10 protein-coding genes are annotated in these 17,821 nt (G+C 66.5%); 2 read left to right on the top strand and 8 right to left on the bottom strand.

Annotated features, from left to right (window positions below; all coding sequences use genetic code 11):
- Positions 1 to 108: 108 nt before the first annotated feature.
- Genes recD through recC form a run of 3 tightly spaced genes read right to left on the bottom strand, consistent with a single transcriptional unit; the run spans position 109 to position 9,241 of the window.
- Positions 109 to 2,133: an exodeoxyribonuclease V subunit alpha gene (gene recD, locus BN2476_RS03240; RefSeq protein ID WP_087732718.1), complete on the bottom strand. Its 2,025-nt coding sequence runs from the start codon at positions 2,131 to 2,133 to the stop codon at positions 109 to 111.
- Complete coding sequence (recB, locus tag BN2476_RS03235; protein WP_087732717.1) at positions 2,130 to 5,858, bottom strand: exodeoxyribonuclease V subunit beta; 3,729 nt, start codon at positions 5,856 to 5,858, stop codon at positions 2,130 to 2,132. The genes recD and recB overlap by 4 nt, the downstream gene beginning before the upstream one ends.
- Complete coding sequence (recC, locus tag BN2476_RS03230) at positions 5,855 to 9,241, bottom strand: exodeoxyribonuclease V subunit gamma (protein ID WP_087732802.1); 3,387 nt, start codon at positions 9,239 to 9,241, stop codon at positions 5,855 to 5,857. Before recC ends, recB begins: the two co-directional genes overlap by 4 nt.
- Before the next feature lie 224 nt (positions 9,242 to 9,465).
- Here recC and BN2476_RS49885 point away from each other — a divergent pair, with 224 nt between their 5' ends.
- A complete protein-coding gene (locus BN2476_RS49885; protein ID WP_087732716.1) occupies positions 9,466 to 12,015 on the top strand; it encodes an FUSC family protein in 2,550 nt (849 codons plus the stop codon).
- An 83-nt stretch (positions 12,016 to 12,098) separates the two neighbouring features.
- Here BN2476_RS49885 and BN2476_RS03220 read toward each other — a convergent pair whose 3' ends face one another.
- Positions 12,099 to 12,302 carry a hypothetical protein gene (locus BN2476_RS03220; RefSeq protein WP_087732715.1) on the bottom strand — a complete coding sequence of 68 codons (204 nt, stop codon included), beginning with the start codon at positions 12,300 to 12,302 and terminating at the stop codon, positions 12,099 to 12,101.
- Between the two features lie 132 nt (positions 12,303 to 12,434).
- Positions 12,435 to 12,917, bottom strand: coding sequence for an Lrp/AsnC family transcriptional regulator (locus BN2476_RS03215; protein WP_087732714.1), 483 nt, complete (start codon positions 12,915 to 12,917; stop codon positions 12,435 to 12,437).
- A gap of 132 nt (positions 12,918 to 13,049) precedes the next feature.
- Here BN2476_RS03215 and BN2476_RS03210 point away from each other — a divergent pair, with 132 nt between their 5' ends.
- Positions 13,050 to 13,688, top strand: a complete 639-nt coding sequence (locus BN2476_RS03210) for a cysteine dioxygenase family protein (protein WP_087732713.1) — start codon at positions 13,050 to 13,052, stop codon at positions 13,686 to 13,688.
- 87 nt (positions 13,689 to 13,775) lie between these two features.
- Here BN2476_RS03210 and BN2476_RS03205 read toward each other — a convergent pair whose 3' ends face one another.
- The 3 genes from BN2476_RS03205 to BN2476_RS03195 form a co-directional block, all read right to left on the bottom strand.
- Positions 13,776 to 16,394 carry a mechanosensitive ion channel family protein gene (locus tag BN2476_RS03205; RefSeq protein WP_087732712.1) on the bottom strand — a complete coding sequence of 873 codons (2,619 nt, stop codon included), beginning with the start codon at positions 16,392 to 16,394 and terminating at the stop codon, positions 13,776 to 13,778.
- Between the two features lie 164 nt (positions 16,395 to 16,558).
- Positions 16,559 to 17,203: an NAD(P)-dependent oxidoreductase gene (locus tag BN2476_RS03200; RefSeq protein ID WP_087732711.1), complete on the bottom strand. Its 645-nt coding sequence runs from the start codon at positions 17,201 to 17,203 to the stop codon at positions 16,559 to 16,561.
- 94 nt (positions 17,204 to 17,297) lie between these two features.
- Positions 17,298 to 17,756 (bottom strand): Rrf2 family transcriptional regulator, encoded by a 459-nt coding sequence (locus tag BN2476_RS03195; RefSeq protein ID WP_087732710.1) that lies wholly within the window; start codon positions 17,754 to 17,756, stop codon positions 17,298 to 17,300.
- Positions 17,757 to 17,821: the final 65 nt, after the last annotated feature.

Raw genomic sequence — 17,821 nt, 5'->3', positions numbered from 1 at the left:
CGTTTGCCTCGCGGCTTCTTCGGTTGCTTCGAGGCATTCTCGTCTGTCTCGCGGCTTCCCCTTTGCCTCGCGGCTTCTTCGTATTCGTCGCGCCTTCCCCGTTTCGAATCAGCAACCGCCCTCTTGCGCCGCTTCGGCGATCCGCGCGGCGAGACCTGAATCGCGCTGCGTCGGCGTCGCGATCGCGCGCATCAGCACCGCCCGCGAGCCGATCACTTCGACCCGCTCGCGCGCCCGCGTGATCGCCGTATAGACGAGCTCCCGCGACAGCACGCGGCTGAACGTCGAAGGCAGCATCAGCACCGCGTGATCGAACTCCGATCCCTGCGACTTGTGGACCGTCAGCGCGAACGCGGTATCGTGCGGCGGCAGCGCAGCGGGCGACACCGCGCGCAAGCTGCCGTCCGCGCCACGGAAGTACACGCGCAGCGAGCCGTCCGCGCCCGGCAGCGCGATGCCGATATCGCCGTTGAAGAGACCCAGCGCATAGTCGTTGCGCGTGACCATGATGGGACGGCCCGCGAACCACTGCGCGCCCGCCGTCAGCGGCACGCGCGCGGCACGGCGCACTTGCGCCGCCATCGCGGCATTCATCTGATCGACGCCGCGCGCCCCAAGACGCGTCGCGCACAGGATGCGAAAGCGGTTGAGCGCGTCGAACAGCGCAAGCGGCTGCGGCGCCGTGCCGGATGCCGCTTCGCCGAGCGTCGCGGCGAGCGCGTCGGCATACGGCGCAAAACCGGCGGCAAGCCGCTGGATAGTGCGCTCCGAAGGCGCCGCGTCCGTGTCCACGTGGAACGCCGCCGCGCAATGCCCAACGGGATCGGTCTCCAGCACGTCGAGCGAGGCCTGCGCGTCGCCGCGCCGGATCGCGACAGACAGCCGGCCGATCGCCGACTCAAGCCCGAAGCGATAGTTGCGCTCCAGCCAGACGACGCAATCGGCTAACGGCGCGGGCTGCGATCGCGCGTCGCTCATCGCTTCCGACGGCGCGCCGAACAGATCGTCGATGAACGGCGGCACATCGTTTTGCGAAGTATCGCGGCCGGCGGCCGGCAACGCAGCGCGCAGCCGGCTTTCGCCGATTCCCAGCGCTGTCGCAATCGCGCTTACACCTTCGTCGCTGAACGCCGGCTGCACGCTCAGCTCAGCGAACACAGCGCCTGCTTCGACGGCCGCCAGTTGGTCCTTGTCGCCGAGCATCACGAGATGCGTCTCTTGTGCGAGCGCATCGAACAGATGCGTGGCCATTGCGACGTCGATCATCGATGCCTCGTCGATCACGATCACGTCATAAGGCAGCGGGTTGTCGCGATGATGCCTGAAGCGCCCGTCCGGCCCGGTGCCCAGCAGGCGATGCAGCGTAAACGACGTTTGCGGCAGACGCACGGCAAGCTCCGCCGGCAGCGAGCCTGCACGCGCGAGCAGCGCTTCCTGCATGCGTTGAGCGGCCTTGCCCGTCGGCGCGGCGAGCGCGATACGCAGTTCGGCGCGCGCATCCAGCAGACACGCAAGCACGCCGACGACAGTCGTGGTCTTGCCCGTACCCGGCCCGCCGCTGACGATCGTGAGCCGTCCGGACAGCGCCATCACGGCAGCCACTCGCTGCCAGTCGATCTCGTCGTCCCGGGGCTCTCCGAAATAACGCAGCAGTCTTTCGCGCAACGCGTGCGGCGACGCGCTGCGAGAAACAGAGTCCGCTTGCTGCGCTTCGCCGCGCGGCGCTTGCGCATGGCCGACGAGCGACCGCGCGAGCCGCCGCTCGTAATCGTAGTAACGCGCGAGATAAAGCCGCCCTTGCCCATCGACGACGAGCGGTCGCAGCGCCTGCGCCGTCTCCTTGCCCTCACTTGCGACACCGCTTGCGAGCAACGCGGCGCGCACATCGTCGGCGTTCGCATCGTAGCGCTGCGCAAGCTCGTCGAGCGACACGCAGACGTGCCCTTCCGACGTCGCGCGGCTCGCGGCGAATGCGGCGCGCGCGGCCCAGCGCACGCCGTCCGCCGGCGCGCGACCGCGCTGCGCGAGCGCGCTCACCCGCCGCGCAAAACCTTCGGCGAGCGCCGTGCTGAAGTCCGCCGGCGCGGGCACGTTCACTTCGACGTCGGGCAATGGCTGATCGAATGTGCTCATGCCGTGCCTCCATCCATCAACGCGTCGAGCGCGGCGACGAGCGCGTAGCCGGGCCGCCGCGCATGCACGCCCGCCGCACGGTCCGCGTCGCGCCACGCCGGACGCACGCCGCGCACGAACAGATACAAATAGCCGCCGATATGCCTGTCGTACTCATAGTCCGCAAGGCGCACGCGCAAATACCGATGCAGCGCGACGACATAAAGCAGCGCTTGCAGGTGATAGGCATGACTCGTCATCGCTTCGTCGAGCGGCGCGGCGGCGTAGTCCTCGCGCGTATCGCCAAGATGGTTCGACTTCCAGTCGATCACCCAGTAGCGCCCCTGATGCTCGACGATCATGTCGATGAACCCCTTCACATAGCCGCGCAGCGTGCCGGGCTCCAGCGCGACATCGGGAAAGCCGTGCCCGGCGAGCAGCGCGCGCAGCGCCGGAAAATCCAGCGATGTCGCCGAAAACAGAAACTCCAGCTCATTGAGCCGCCGCTTCGGATCGAGCGCCGTGAGCGTCATGCCCGGCACGAGTTCCGCGCTCACGACGTCGCCGAGCAGACGATGCATCATCGCGGGCAGCCGTTGCGCGAGATCGGGCGTGGCGGGCGCCGGCCGCTCGTGCAATGCGCGTTCGATCGCATGCGCCCATGTGCTGCGATCGGAGAAATCCGCGAGTTCGAACATGCGGTGCAGACATTCGCCCGCCGCCGCGCCGCGCGGGAACGCGAGGATATCGTCGGGCGCGAGTTCGACGGGAGCCGGTGCGGCGTCGAATGCGCTGGCGTGCAGCGGTGCCGGAACATCGGCCAGTTCGTCGTGATCGGGACGCGCTTCGTCGCTCGCCGCCGACGTTTCTTCTGCGCGCGAACCGGCCGCGATCAGCGAGCTGAAACTCGCCATGCGCCACGCGTCGCGCAGCGTGCGCCGGTTCGTGCGCGCGCGCATCAGCGCTGTGCCGTCGGCGATGCTTTCCAGCGGCACGCGCCGCCCAACGGCAGGCAGTGCGCCGACGGCCACCGGCCCGCCCGCGAGCGCCTGCCAACGCTGGTAGATCGCGCTTTCGTCGAGCGGCTTCGCCAGCCATTCGTCGAAATCGCGTCCGCTGCCTGCGACGAGCCAGTTCAACACGCTGCGCGCCGATTCCTTCGCCGAGTTGTGCGACAGATAGGTGCCCGCCACCAGGTAGCAGCGATACACGGCGCGCGTCAACGCGACATAGACGAGGCGCGCGCGCTCGGCCGCCTGCTCGCGCGTGGCGTGGCGGCTCGCGTAGTCCTTCTGCTCGTCGTCGCAGCCATAGTGAAGCACGGCCGCGCCGTCGTCGTCGTGATATTCGCGTGCATCGGGCAAGCCCGACGACGGCGGCTCGCGCATGCCGCCGTCGTTGAGAAACGGACAGAACACGACCGCGTATTCGAGACCCTTCGACTTGTGCACGGTGACGATCTGCACGAGATTGCGGTCCGATTCGAGCCGCAGTTGCGCCTCCTCGCCACCGCCTGCGCCGCCCGCACGCTGCGCGGCCAGCCAGCGCAGCGTCGGCGCGATGCCCGGCTGCGTCGCGGCGCGTGCCTGCACGAGTTCGGCAAGATGGTTGACGTTGGTGAGTCGCCGCTCGCCTTCCACACCCGCGACGAGGCGCTGCGCGACGTTCAGTTCGCGCATCAGCGTGCGCCACATCACGGCGAAGCCGCGCTCGTGCCACAACATCCGGTAGCGCGAAAGGCGCTCGACCCAGCTCATCGCATCGACGGATTGCGCGGCATCGCCCGATGCGGACGCGCCGTCGTCGATGTGCTCGAGTCGCCATAGCGAAGCGGCGTCGAGCCCGAACCAGTCCGTCGCGAGCGCGGCGCGCAAGCGGCGCAAGTCGCCGGGTGTATCGACGGCGGCTAGCACGCGCTCGATCTGCTCGGCGTCGAGCGATTCGAACACGGATGCCTGCGCCAGTTCGACGCTGCCCACACCCCACGCGGACAGCTCGCGCTTGATCAGACTGCCCTGCTTATGGGTCTGCACGAGCACCGCGATATTGCCGGGCGCGAGCGGCTTGTCGCCGATCGTCACGCTGCCGTCGCGCGCGCCGCGCAACAGACGCACGATCTCCGCAGCGCATGCCTCGCTCGCCACGCGCTGCGCGTCGCGCCTGGTCCGCGCCGCGTCGCCGGGCGGCAGCATCCAGACGCGAAAATCGCCGTCATCGGGTCCGGCTCGATCGACGAGCGGCGGCCGCTGACGCTCGCCCGCGCGCACCGGGTGATAGTCGAGCCCTTCGAGCACGAATGCCTGCGGGTTTGCTTCGAAGAAGCGATTGCACGCGTCGACGATGGGTGCAGTCGAACGCTGGTTGACGGCGAGCGTATAGCGCGCCGATGCCTGCGCGCGCGCCGCGAGATAGGTGTGCAGATCGGCCGCGCGAAAACTGTAGATCGCCTGCTTCGGATCGCCGACGAGAAAGAGCGGCCCCGCAGGCGCGAAGATGCGATTGAAGATCGCGAACTGCAACGGGTCGGTATCCTGGAACTCGTCGATCAACGCCGCGGGATAGCGCGCGCGCAACGCGTCCGCGAGCCATACGTGCGTGGCGAGCGCGCGATGCAGGTTCGACAGCAGATCGTCGAAGGACACGACGCGCCGCGTGCGCTTTCGCGCGACCAGTTCGTGCGGCGCATAGTCGAGCCACTTCTGCACGAGGCGAAGCCAGCGCGCGTGCTGAGCCGCTTCGGCGGCGACGGCGGCGGCCGCGAGTTCGTCGGCGGTCGCGAAGAACGGATGCGCGGGCGGCTCGAAATCCTTCTTCGTGCCCTTCGTCAGTGCGCTCGCCGTCAGCTTCAGCGCGGCTTTCGGCGGCGCGGCGTGACAGTCGTCCTGCGCGAAGTAGTCGTTCCACGCTGCAATCGCGGCGGCAATCGCGTCGGGCTTGTGCGAAGTCTGCTTCAGACGCGCCTGCGTCTCGTCGAGCAGACGCACGACGTTGTCGCGCTCGTCGCGCCACATTGCCCACGCTGCATCGAAGCGCTCGCGCGCGTCGTCCGACGCGTCCGTTTCCGGCTCGCCGATATCGTCTGTCTGGCCCCAGCGCAGTTGCGCGAGCGGCTTCTTCAGACGCCGCGCAAGCTGTTCATCGAGCGACGCAGGGCCCGCGCGCCTTTCGACCAGCCACGCGGCGAACGACGGATGCGCCGCGGCGACGGGTTCGACCTGCTCGCGCCAGAAATCGGCCGCGAGTTCGAAACGCAACGCGGCATCGTCGGCTTCCATCTCGAACGCGAACGGCATCGCGGCAGCAAACGGCGCTTCCTGCAATGCGCGCTGACAGAACGCGTGAATTGTGTGAATTGCGGCCTGATCGAAGGTGCGCAGCGCGCGGCGCACGACCTTTGCCGCCGCTTCGAGATCGGCGCCGCGCGCTTCGGAAAGCGTCGTTTCGAAAAGCCGCGCGATGAACGGATCACCGCCATCGTCGCCCGTTTCGATCGCGCGCTGCACTTCGGCGAGACGGCCCCGGATACGCTCATGCAGTTCCGCCGTCGCCGCCTTCGTAAAGGTCACGACGAGAATCTGATCGGCACTCAGATTCTTCTCCAGCAACAACCGCACGTAAAGCGCGCAAATGTTCCATGTCTTACCCGTGCCCGCCGACGCCTCGATCTGGTTGACGCCATCCAGATCGCAAGCGAACACATCGAGCTCTTGCGCGGCGGGCTCATGCATCCAGGCTGCGCCGCTCATGATGCGCTCCTCAGATGCGCGACGAGCGGCTTGAAGACAAGCGACGCCAGCGTGCCGAACGGTTCGTCGAGCGTCAGCGGCGTGCCTCGGAACGCGATGCGCAACGCGGCATCGTCGGATTCGGCGCGCACGCGGTCGCTTGCCCACTCGTTCTGCGCGACGGAGTCGCTGTCGCTGATCTTCGCCCACGCGCTCTTCGGGAAGAAGCGCAGCGGGAACGCGCGCCCTGCCCGGTATAGCGCGGCAAGCGGCGCAAGCTGATCGAGCGGCTGTTCGACGGGCGCGAGTTCGAACGACTCGCCGCTCGCGTGCCACACGGTGCGACGCGGGCCTTCGGGCAATGCCGCGCAATAGACGAGATGAGAGAGCCACGCGGCCAGATAGTCGCGTGCGCTGGGTCTTGCGTAACGGAAAATGACTTGCCCCGTTTCAGTCAACAGATTGAGCGTGCCTTGCAGATGCAGCGGGCCTTCCGAGCGTTCGCGCAGCGGCTCGTCGAATGGGCCGAAGAGCGCGACGTCGCCCGTACCGGGCCAGCGCGCGTCGATGTCGAGCGCAAACGGCAAGCGCGTGACACCCGACGCCACCTCGCGCCGCACGCGCTCGGCGAGCCCCCGCAACGCCGACAGCTCGCGCGCGCGCCACACGGCGCCCGTCGCGCCGCCAGGCAGTTCGGGACTCGCTTCCGCGACCCGGCGCGCGCGCGCCAATGCATCGTCGCCGGGACTCGCATTGAGCAGCGCGGGCAACAGCCGTTCGGCGAGCGCATCGCGGCCCGCGAAGTCGAGTTCGAACGGCTCCATATCGAGCAGCTCGCCTTGCGCATCGGAGAGCACGATGCCAAGCCGGCCGCGCAGCAACGCGCGCGCCGGATGCCGCCAGAAACGCTGGAAGTCGTCGAACGCAACTGGCTGGTTGCGTTCGTCCGGCTCGGCGGGCAGCGGCGCGGCGAAGAATGGCGGCGTCGCGTCGCGCGCCGGCGCAGCCAGCAATGCGGCCAGTTCCGCGCGGTCGGGGTCGTAGGTGAACAAGCCGCTCTTTCCATTGTTCTTCGCATCGAAGTACTCGGAAGCGAACGGCTGCAACGGATGATCGACGATGAACGCGCGGCGCGCCGCGTCAAGATCGGCGGGCGACGCATCCTCGTCGCACGACACGCGCGCGAGGTGATCGAGCAGTTCATCGACGAGCGCGGCAGGCGGCAACGGCGCGTTGTCGCGAATGCTTCGGCCCGTGTACGCGATCAGCAGCCGGTCTTGCGCGGCGAGCAGCAGATCGAGAAACAGATTGCGCTCGTCGTCGCGGCGCTGCCGGTCGCCCGCCTTGCCGAACTCGGCCATCAGGTCGAACTCGTCGGCGCGCGCGAGACTCGGCAACACGCCGTCGTCCATGCCCAGCATGCACACGATTCTGAACGGCAAGCCACGCAGACTCGTCAACGATGAAAACGTCACGCTGCCCCACGGCACGCCGCCGCGCGCCGGATCGTCGAGCGCTTCGGACAGCGCCGTGCGCACGACGGCCGCGGGCAACGCGATGTCGCCCGCGCCCGCGCGCATCGCTTCGCTCATCGCGTCGACAGCATCGCGCACGGTGGCCAGAGTATCCGCGAAGTCGACGCCGCCATCGAAGCAGCGGCCGAGCACTTCGAGCAGAAGCTGCGTCCATTCGGCGGGCGTCAGGTCGTCGGTGCAACGGCGCGCGAACGCGTCGACGTCGTCGACGAAGCTCGCGAGGCGCCCGAGCAGTTCCGCATCGGAGCCGTCGGCACCTTCGACGGGCAGCCACGCATCCACCGGCTCGCCGCCTTCTGGCATCGCGTAGCCGAGAAAGAGCCGCGTGAGCGCGTCGGCGAACGTGTGGCGCGCGACGGGAACGGCGCTGTCGGCGGGCACGACGGGCGCGAGGCCGCGTCGCGCGCCTGCTGCCGCGAGCCATTCCTGAATGTCTTCGAGCGCCGCCGCATCGATGCCGTAGCGCGCGGCGATCGCATCGACGCGCAGCCATTCGATCAGCTCCGGCGCGCCGACATTGCGTTCGGGCAACGCGAGCCAGTCGAGCAGCACGCGCGCAACAGGGTTCGCCTGCGAAGGCGGCAAGCCCGTGACGCGATACGGAATACGGCGTGTATCTCCCGTCGGCGCCGTGCCGAATACGGCATCGATCAGCGGCCCGGCCGCGCCGAGATCGGGGAACGTGACGAGCACGTCCGAAGGCTGCAGATCGTCGAACTCGTCGAACCAGCCCAGCAGCCGGTCGTGCAGCACCTCGAGCTGCCGCGCGAGGCTATGGCACACGTGCACTTCGATGCCGCGCTCCTGCGGCTTCGGGTCGAGATCGCGCTCGCTGCGCAGATCGAGCATCCCGTTCTGCACGGCGGCGAGCCACGTGGGCGCGGCGTTTTCCGCGAAGTACGAAGCCTCGCCCGATGCCGCGCTCTCCGTCAGTTCGTGCAGCATGTGCAGTTGCGCCTGCGTCTGCCGTCCCCATTCCGCGAGCAACGGATGACCGACTTCCTGATAGTCGAGCTGGCCCGCAACGTCGAGCGCCTGCACGCGACCTTCGCTGACGATATCGAACCAGAACTCGCGGCATGGATTCATCGCGTACAGGCGCACGTCAATCCAGCGCGACAGCTCACGCAGCAACGCGATGTGCAGCGGCGGCATGGTCGGCAGCGCGAACACACTGACGGACTCGGGCCAGTCGGCGTTCGCAATCGCTTCGAGATCGAGCGAGCGCACTTCGTCGAGGAAGCGATACGCGGGCGGCGTGGCGGCGTCGGCGGAATGCGCGTCGCCCGCCACTTCGCCGAGCAGCGCGCGCCACAGCGCAGCCTGCCAGCGCTCGTCTTCGCGCGCCGCGCCACTCGCGCCGACGAGGCGCGGACCTGTATCGTCGGCCGCGCTGCCTGCGAAGATCGAGCCGCCCTTCTGCCATTGCAACAGCCACTCGGGACGATAGGTCAGATAGTGGTCGAGCACCGTCGCGACGCGGCGCGCAAGCTCGTAACGCATCGGCGCGTCGGCGGCGTCGAGATAGCTGCGCAGGCGCGGCGACGCGTTCCACGACCGCGCCTCATCCGCGTCGCCGAGCAAGCGATAGCAGCGCCACACGAGCCGGTCCGGCGCGAAGGGAGAGCGCGGCGGCACTTCGATCACGCCGCCGATCTGCATCCACAGCCATTGCGCGAGATAGCCGAAGTCGATGTTCGCGCACACGCCCTGACGCGCGGCGATGTCCAGTTCGAGCCGCCGCCGCACAGCCGCGCTCGGCACGATCACAGGCTGCGCGGTCCATGGACTCGACGGTGCCTGAGCGAGTCCGTCGAGCAGCGCATCGACGAGCACATCGTACCGGTTCGAATAGAAAAGCTGGAGCATAAAGCCTGTGCGAAGAAGCGGCGCCGCGCGCCGTGCGCAGCCCGCATAGGGAAGAGCCGACAGCATAACAAAGGCACTTGCCGGCGCGAAACCTGGCCATTCGGACGATGGTCCGGGCGTGGGCAAATCAGTTAGACTCGACGGCAGTTCGGGCTCGGATGAAAGCCGTCAGGCACGTCCTCATCTGCTTTCGTCAACATACGGTACGAGACATCAGGCAGTCGATGCGCTATTCAGTCGAAATCAAAAAGTTTCTGTATAGCCAGTACTTCTATGGCGGCTTGCGCATTGCGGTCGGCATTTCGCTGCCGGCCATCCTTTGCCTGATCGTCTTTCATAACCGGGAACTCGGCTTCACGATCGCGACGGGCGCGCTCGGCGCATGTGTCGTCGACATGCCCGGACCGCTCAAGTACAAGCACAACGAGATGCTCGCGTGCAGCGTGATCGGCTTTCTGGCCGCGCTGGCCACAGGGCTCGCCACCGTCAGTTCGATCGCGCTGTGGTGCACCGTCGTGCCGCTCACGTTCGTGCTGTCGCTGATCGTCGTCTATGGCAACCGCTGGCCGCAGATCAGCTTCGCGACGCTCTTCATGATGATCGTGACGCTCGAAGAGCATTTCACGCCGTTGCAGGCGCTCGTCAACGCGTCGTGGATACTCGTGGGCGGCCTGTGGTTCACGTACTGGTCGACGCTCGTGAGCCACTGGATGTTGTACCGGATCGAGCAGCAGGCGCTCGCCGAAAGCGTGTTCGCGCTCGCCGACTATCTGCTCGCGCGCGCGAACTTCTACGATCTCGACAACGATCTCGACGAGTGCTATCGCAACCTCGTCGCGAAGCAGATCGATGCCGTCGCGATGCAGGATGCCGCGCGCGATATCGTGTTGCGCAATCTGCCCAAGCTCAGGAGCGGCCGGCTCGAGCCGCGCCGCGCGACGCTCTTCAACCTGTTCATCCATATCGTCGATCTGCACGAGCAGTTCGTCGGCGCGCATACCGATTATCCGCTCGTGCGCAACACGTTCGGCGGCTCGGACCTGCTGATCTTCTATCGCGATCTGATCCGCAAGGCCGCGTCCGATCTCGAGGACATCGGCCTCGCCGTGCTGCAGAACGAGCCACCGCGCGCTCGGATCAGCGTGAAAGCGGAATTGCGCGCAATCGAATATGAGATCGAGCTGATGCGCAAGCAGGATCTGCCCGCGAAGAACCCGGAGGCCTATTCGGCCGTCTCCGCTACGTTCCGGCGCATCTGGAGCGCGACGCGCCTGATCGACAAGATGCGCAAGAACCTTGCGAACGAGGAAAGCGCGAAGGAAACCGAGCTGCGCATCGACCAGGCGCTCACGCGTTTCGTGTCGAGCCGGCGCGTGCCGTTCGGCTCGATCTTCTCGAATCTCACGATGGCCTCGCCGAGCTTCCGGCATGCGCTGCGCGTGACGATCGCGGTGGCCATCGGCTTCTGGCTCGGGCGTCTCTTGCCGCTCACGAACGCATACTGGATCGTGATGACGACCGTCATCATCCTGAAGCCCGGCTACTCGCTTACCAAGCAACGCAACGGGCAGCGTATCGTCGGCACGCTGATCGGCTGCGCGGCGAGCATCGCGCTCATCTTCAGCGTAAAGGAGCCGCATATCCTGCTCGTCGTGATGTTCGCGTCGATGGTGATGAGCTATAGCCTGCTGCTCTTCAACTACACGGCGAGCGTCGTGTTCACGTCGTCGTATGTGCTGCTGATGTTCCATCTGCTCGCGCCGGGCAGCCTGCACATCATCGGCGAGCGGGCGATCGATACCGTCGTCGGCTGCGCGATCGCGATCGCGGCAAGCCATCTGTTCCCGTACTGGGAGTACCGGTTGATGGGCAAGCTCGTCAACAACATGATCGCGGCGATGCGCAGCTATCTCGAAGCGAGCTGGTGGTGGAGCGGCAAGCCGGCCGCCGCCGTCGCCGCGCCCGCCGCGCTGACGGAAGCGGCAGCGCTCGCGCCCGCCATGGCGATGGCGGAAGTCGCGGCAAGTGATGTGCCGATGAATGGGGCGTCGATGAATGAGGCGCCGGTGAATGAGGCGCCGGTGAATGAGGCGCCGGTGAATGCAGCGCAAGCCGATGCGAGATCGGCGACGGCGACGGTGACGGCGACGGCGACGGCGACGACTCAATCGTCCATGCCGGCGCCTGACGCGGGAAGCAACGCCGCACCGCGAAGCCCGACATCGACGACGCCAGCGAAAACATCGGCGCCGACGCCCGCGGCGGCAGCGGCAGCGAGTGCGCTCGATCGCGACTATCGTTATCGGCTCGCGCGCAAGAATGTGCACGTCGCCTTCGCCAATCTCGGCCAGGCGTTCCAGCGGATGATGCTGGAGCCCAAGTCCGCGCAGAAGTTCGTGCCCGAACTGAACGATCTGCTCGTGCGCTCGCATGTGCTCGCATCGCAGATCACGGCGGCGGCGCCGTTGTTGCGCACGTCGTCGCAGCAGATGGGCGGTCCATCGCATCAGCCGCTGCAACGCGCGCTGACGGTGATCCACGACAACCTCACGCAAGCGGAAGAAGGCAGCGCGCCGCCCGCCGATCAGGCCGACATCTCGAAGCAGTTGACGCGTGAACTCGATACGATGGTCGTCGAAGCGGAGCGTGCGCCCGGCTATTCGGCCGATGCCGTGCATGAACTGAAACTGCTCGCGCATCAGTGCAAGCAGATGCTGGCGGCGTCGTTTCTGATCCGCAAGGACGCGAGCGTGATCCGGCTGCCGGAGAACTGACGCAGTGTTTGCGTCGCTTGTTGCGTGGCGGGTTGCGACACGGGGTGAGACACGAACTGCCCCCCCTCCGGGGTTGCAACCTCTTACTGCGATGCGCCCTTGGCCGCATTCACCGCCGACGCCGCCGCCGATAGCGCCGACGTCGACGAACTGGAGGGATTCTCGCGCTCGTACTCGTGCTTTTCGGAGATCGCGTTGTAAAGGATCGTCGCGATCACGAGCAACACGACGACAACGATGAACACGGCGATGCCAAGCGTCGGGTTTTTCTTGCGCGGATCGTTCATGAGTCTGGCTCTGCTGGCTGATTGATTCGACAAAGCGGGCATTCTACGACGAAGCACCTTGCGCGCGGCTTGCGGTCCGTCGCACGCGTCCGCTGCGCCTCTGGCCGAAGCGCAAGCGCAATGCCCGATGAATCAACGCCCGTCCGCGACCACGGCAGCACGCACCGGCAGCGCCGTCGAATACTTGATCTGCTCCATCGCGAAGCTGGAACTGACGTCGTAGAGCGGTACCGCGCGGATCAACTGCTTGTAGACGCGATCGTAGTCGTCGATATCCGAGACGACGACGCGCAGCAGGTAGTCGGTCTCGCCGCTCATCCGATAGACCTCGACCACTTCGGGGATATCCTGCACCGCGCGCGTAAAAGTTTGCGCCCAGGCCTCGGTGTGCTGGTTCGTGCGCACCGCGACGAACACGGTCGTACCGACCCCCAGCTTGCGTGGGTCGCACAGCGCAACCTGCGCGCGGATCACCCCCGCTTCCTTGAGTCGCTGCACCCGCTTCCAGCACGGCGTCTGGGACAGATTCACCCGGGCCGCGAGTTCCGCGATCGGCATCGTCGCATCTTCCTGGAGCAGTTCGAGCAGCCGCCGATCAATGATGTCCATTCCCATCTTTGCACCCGGATAGAAAATTATTCTATTTCTCGTCAAAACGAGGGAATTATATGAAAACTCTTTCTCCGCGCAAATCGGTATAAATGTGGGCAGTGGCGTTCTCTAAAAACAACATCCGCGGAGCCTTTCATGAACCACACAACCGGCTTGAGCACACTCGACCGTTCGCTGACACAAGCCGTGCCCGCATCGTTCTCTCATGCGGCATCGCCCGACTGCGCGATCGCGCGCCTGTGCGAGGCTCTCGATGCAGCCTTCGACACGTGCGACGACGCGCGAGATCCGTCGCTGCACGCAAGTTTTGCACGCGGCGTGCGCGCGGCCCTCGCGGAAGCCGCCGCCGATACCGCGCTGCTCACCGACGCGCAGCGTGAAGGCGCAGCCAACGGTTATCGGCGGCATTTGCTCGCCGCCGATCCGCTCGGCCGCTACGCGATCGCCGCGCTCGTCTGGATGCCCGGCCAGGCAAGCCCGATTCACGCGCATCACACATGGTGCGGATATGCGGTGATCGACGGCACGTTGACGGAGACCGTCTACCAATGGAACCCAGCCAGCGAGTGCGCGACGCCGTTGCGCGACCAGTCGCGCGAGCCGGGCGCAGTCTCGTTCACGCGTGCGGGACGCACGGGCATCCATCGACTCGGCAACGGCAGCGGCAGAGCCGCCGTATCGCTGCACATCTACGGCGTGCCCGGCGAACGGATCGCGAGCCACGTGAACGACATCGTGCGTATCGCCGATAGCGCGCAAGCCCTGCTTGCCTGAAGTCCGCGCGCTGCTTCTCCGGTTGAAAAGAAAGCTGTCACACGTGACGCCTTTCCATCCTTTCCATCGAAAGCCCCAACTCCCTACTCAAGTCTTCCCGCCGTCCCCCGCCGTCGGAATCTGCGGCGGCACTGACGCCGTTTGCCCCGTCGACTGCGGCGCCGGCCGAGGCTCATGCGACACGTCGCGCGCGGGTGGCATCGCGCTCGTCGGCTTCGATCTGAACGGCGTCGTAGTGCCCGTCGCGGCTTCGCGCTCGCGAGCCGCATGCCGCACGGCCTCCTCGTTCATCATCGCCTCACCTTCGGCGTCGTCGCGCGACGAATGAATACGCATCTGCGGCACGGGAATCTCGATACCCGCCTCGTCCATCTTGCGCTTGACGCGCAGATTGAACGCGCGCGCGACGCTCCATTGCTGCAGCGGACGCGTCTTGATCTGCCCTTTGACCACCATCCAGTTCGGATCGAAACGGTCCAGACCCCACACTTCGACGGGCCCGAGCATCTCGCGCCGGTAGCGGAAATCGGCCATCAGATCTGCGCCGACCGCGCGTATCAGTTGCGTCACCTGATCGACGTCCGCCGAGAACGGCACGCGCACCTCGAACACCGCGTACGCGAAATCGCGCGACAGGTTCTTTACGATCTTGATCTGCGAAAACGGGATCGCGTGAATCGCGCCCTGACCGTCGCGCAGCCGCACAGTGCGGATCGACAGATACTCGACCGTGCCCGCATGGCCGCCGTCGATATCGATCCAGTCGCCGACCGAAATCGTGTCCTCGATGATGATGAAAAGGCCCGTGATCAGATCGCTCACCAGCGACTGCGCACCGAAGCCGATCGCCAGACCGATCACACCCGCGCCCGCGAGCAGCGGCGTCACGTTGATGCCGAGATTGGCCGCCGTGACGATGCCGGCGATCGTCAGGATCGTCACGAACAGCACGTTGCGCACGAGCGGCAGCATCGTGCGCGCGCGCATGCTCGGGTTTTTCGACTTGTTGCGCGGACTGCTCGGATTGACGGCTTCCTGAATCGCCGTGTCGATCAGAATCCACACCAGCCACGACACGAACACCGTGATCAGAATCGCCGTCAGCGCGTGCGCGATGCCGCGCGCCGTCACGCTCTCCTCGACGATCCGCGCGAGCGATACGTCCCACAGACGCGACGCGAACTCGAAGTACGCGAGCCAGATGAAGAGCGTCAGCAACGTGCCGACGAAGCGCAACAGGCGTGTCAGATACGGCGAGCGGCGTCGGCGGCGCGCGTTGCGCGGCCGCGTCACGCGCAGCACGATCGCCGACAGGAAAAACGCCAGCACGAGCAGCAGCGCCGTCACGACGGAGATCTGCAGCACGTTCTCGCCGCTGCCGATGCCGCCGATCGTCGCGATCACCGATGCCGTCGCGAGCACGAGCATCGGCACGTGCCACAGCGACGCGAGCACGTCGAATGCGTCGGTGGCGGCCTTGTGGTCGTGCCGCTGTTCGTACGCACGGTTGCGGATCAGATGCGCGACGGGCCGGCGGAACGCGAGCGCGAAATACGCGGTCAGCGCCGCCGCCGTCATGTTCGATACCGTCGACACCAGCGCTGCGAGATTCGTGCCGAGTTCATGCGCGACGTCGTAGTTGACGGCGGCATCGCCGAGCGCGCTGCAGATGCCGATCGCGAACAGCAGCCGGCGCGCCTGTTCGATCAGCATGCGCACGGCCGCGCGCCGGTGCCCCGAGCCGAACAGCGAGAACATGATCAGGCAGATCGCCGAGAACACCGCGCCCGCGACGATTGCATACGCGATCACCATCGCGATCGTGCGGCCCAATGAATCGGGCATCGCGCGCACGAACATCAGCGCAGCGACGAACGCGATGATCCACGGTCCGACGCGACGCAGCGCGAAGATCAGCAGATCGCGCGTGGTCGGATTGGCATCGAGCCGCACCACGATGCCGAAACGCTCATGCACCCTGCGCTGAATGTAAATGAGACCGGCCGCGCACGCGCCCCAGCCGGCCAGCACCGCGAACATGTTCAGCAGCACCCGGCCGAAGTGCTCGCGCCCCTCGCTCGTGACGATCGTGTAGATCTCGTTGGCTGCCGCGTTGAAGCGGCCTGACCAGTAGTTGAGCGGCGAGCGGCCCTGATGCACGTCTGATTCGAACGACGCGATGCCTGCCGCGATTGCGCCGAGCAGCCCAGGGCTCGGCTGTGCGGCCGCAGCGGGCGCGACGTTTTTCGTTGCATCGCGCAGTTTCTTCAGTTGTGCGACGAGTGCGGTGCGCTGGCGGTCGTTGTCGAGCGTCGTGATCACGCTGTCGAGCGATTTGGCCATCTCGGCCTGGCTGGCAGGCGACGGCGCCGACGCGGCATCCGCCGCCGAAGCGCCCGACGCGGGCGCCGCCGTCGAGACCGTTGCACTGTTGATCAGGCTTTGCAGCGCGGGAATCATCGGCGTGCCGCTGGCCGCGCCGGCGGCGTGCGCGACGCCCGGCAGCGTGACACCAGCGCCCACGAGCGCAAGCCATACGCAAACGGCATACACAAGCGAGCGCACGCGAAGGCAATCGCGCGTGAGACCGAACAGGCGCTCAAGCGACAAAATAGGGAAAACAAAGCAAAAGACGGCGTCAATCGCCAGAAGCCCGCCGCATAACGGCGCAGCCCGCGATTCACGCCGCGCAAGGCATGACTTCATGGCAATCCGTGACAGAACGGGAGAGACGCCAAGTTTAGCGGGTGTCGTCGAGGGAAACCTCCCCGATGCGTAACCGAATGTTAGTGCACTTGCGCGACGTCGTCGGACGCGCTCCGGCACGCTGCGTGCAGTTCGCGCGCGTGCCGGCCGATGCTTCCAAGCCGTCAGTACCCGACCGTCGCGAGCTGATGAACGAAACGGCCTTGCTCCAGCTCGTCGACGAACGCGATCGCGTAGTCTTCCGCCGAGATGCTGCTGTTGCCCTGCGCGTCGACGATCAGCGACCCCGCGCCCGTGCGGAATGTGCCCTTGCGCTCGCCCGGCGCGATCAGCGCGGCGGGCGCGAAGAAAGTCCAGTCGAGGTCGCTGGCGCGCAGGATCGGCAGCACGTCGCGATGCGCGAGCGCGATCGCCTTGTAGGCCTCCGGAAAGCCCTCGCTATCGATGAGTTGCTTGCCAGGCGCCACTTCCAGCGAGCCCGCACCGCCCACCACGACGAGACGCCTGATGCCCGCTTCACGCGTGCCGTCGACCAGCGCGCGCGTCGCCTTGCCGATCAGCGCGACGTCGTCCATCGGCGGCGCATACGCGCTCGCGACGACATCATGGCCGCGCGCCGCTGCCGCCACGCTTGCCGCATCCGTCACGTCGGCCTGCGCTGCCTTCAGGTTCGCGACATCCGCCGGCACGCGCGCCGGATTGCGCGAAAACGCCGTCACCTGATGCCCGCGACGCGCCGCCTCCGCCGCGATGCGCGAGCCGATCATGCCCGTTGCGCCGAACAGCGCGATCTTCAGTGTCTTGCTCATGTCGATAGTCCTTTCGTTAAATGTAACTTTATTGATTACATATTTCGTTAAAAAAATCGGGGCTTGGCCCCTTGTTTGCAGCTTCCGGCTTCGTTCAGCCGTCCGCGGCTTTTCGCTTGCGTTCGCGCGAACGCTCCGCGCGCACGACGTCGGCCGTCGCGTCCGCCAGCGTGCGCGACGCAAGCGACGACTCCAGCGCCTGCTGCGCATCATCGATGATGCCCGTCAGCACCGTCTGGATGTTGCGGCCGACCATGCATGCGGGGTTCGGCGTCTCGCGATGCAGCGCGAACAGTTGCGCATCGTCGACGGCGTGATAGACGTCGAGCAGCGTGATGTCGCGCGGCTCGCGCGCAAGCAGCGCGCCGCCGCCCGCGCCCAGTTGCGACGTGGTGAGGCCCGCTTCGGCCAGCATCGCGAGCAGCCGGCGGATCAGCACGGGATTCGTGTTCACGCTCCCCGCGATCATCTCCGACGACAACGGCACGCCCTGCTGCAATGACAGCAACGCGAGCACATGAACCGCGAAGGCAAATCGGCTACTCGTATTCACAGCGGTAGATCATCCGATGCGCTTAGCACGCGCACACATAGGCATCGTCCCGATCGACGATGTGC

Origin of the sequence: Paraburkholderia piptadeniae (assembly GCF_900007165.1) — a bacterium.
Taxonomy (GTDB): domain Bacteria; phylum Pseudomonadota; class Gammaproteobacteria; order Burkholderiales; family Burkholderiaceae; genus Paraburkholderia; species Paraburkholderia piptadeniae.
This window is presented reverse-complemented; position numbering and strand designations above follow the sequence as displayed.

Coding starts and splice junctions, on each gene's coding strand:
- recD (WP_087732718.1), bottom strand. CDS start 2,133: ATGAGCACATTCGATCAGCCATTGCCCGACGTCGAAGTGAACGTGCCC.
- recB (WP_087732717.1), bottom strand. CDS start 5,858: ATGAGCGGCGCAGCCTGGATGCATGAGCCCGCCGCGCAAGAGCTCGAT.
- recC (WP_087732802.1), bottom strand. CDS start 9,241: ATGCTCCAGCTTTTCTATTCGAACCGGTACGATGTGCTCGTCGATGCG.
- BN2476_RS49885 (WP_087732716.1), top strand. CDS start 9,466: ATGCGCTATTCAGTCGAAATCAAAAAGTTTCTGTATAGCCAGTACTTC.
- BN2476_RS03220 (WP_087732715.1), bottom strand. CDS start 12,302: ATGAACGATCCGCGCAAGAAAAACCCGACGCTTGGCATCGCCGTGTTC.
- BN2476_RS03215 (WP_087732714.1), bottom strand. CDS start 12,917: ATGGGAATGGACATCATTGATCGGCGGCTGCTCGAACTGCTCCAGGAA.
- BN2476_RS03210 (WP_087732713.1), top strand. CDS start 13,050: ATGAACCACACAACCGGCTTGAGCACACTCGACCGTTCGCTGACACAA.
- BN2476_RS03205 (WP_087732712.1), bottom strand. CDS start 16,394: ATGAAGTCATGCCTTGCGCGGCGTGAATCGCGGGCTGCGCCGTTATGC.
- BN2476_RS03200 (WP_087732711.1), bottom strand. CDS start 17,203: ATGAGCAAGACACTGAAGATCGCGCTGTTCGGCGCAACGGGCATGATC.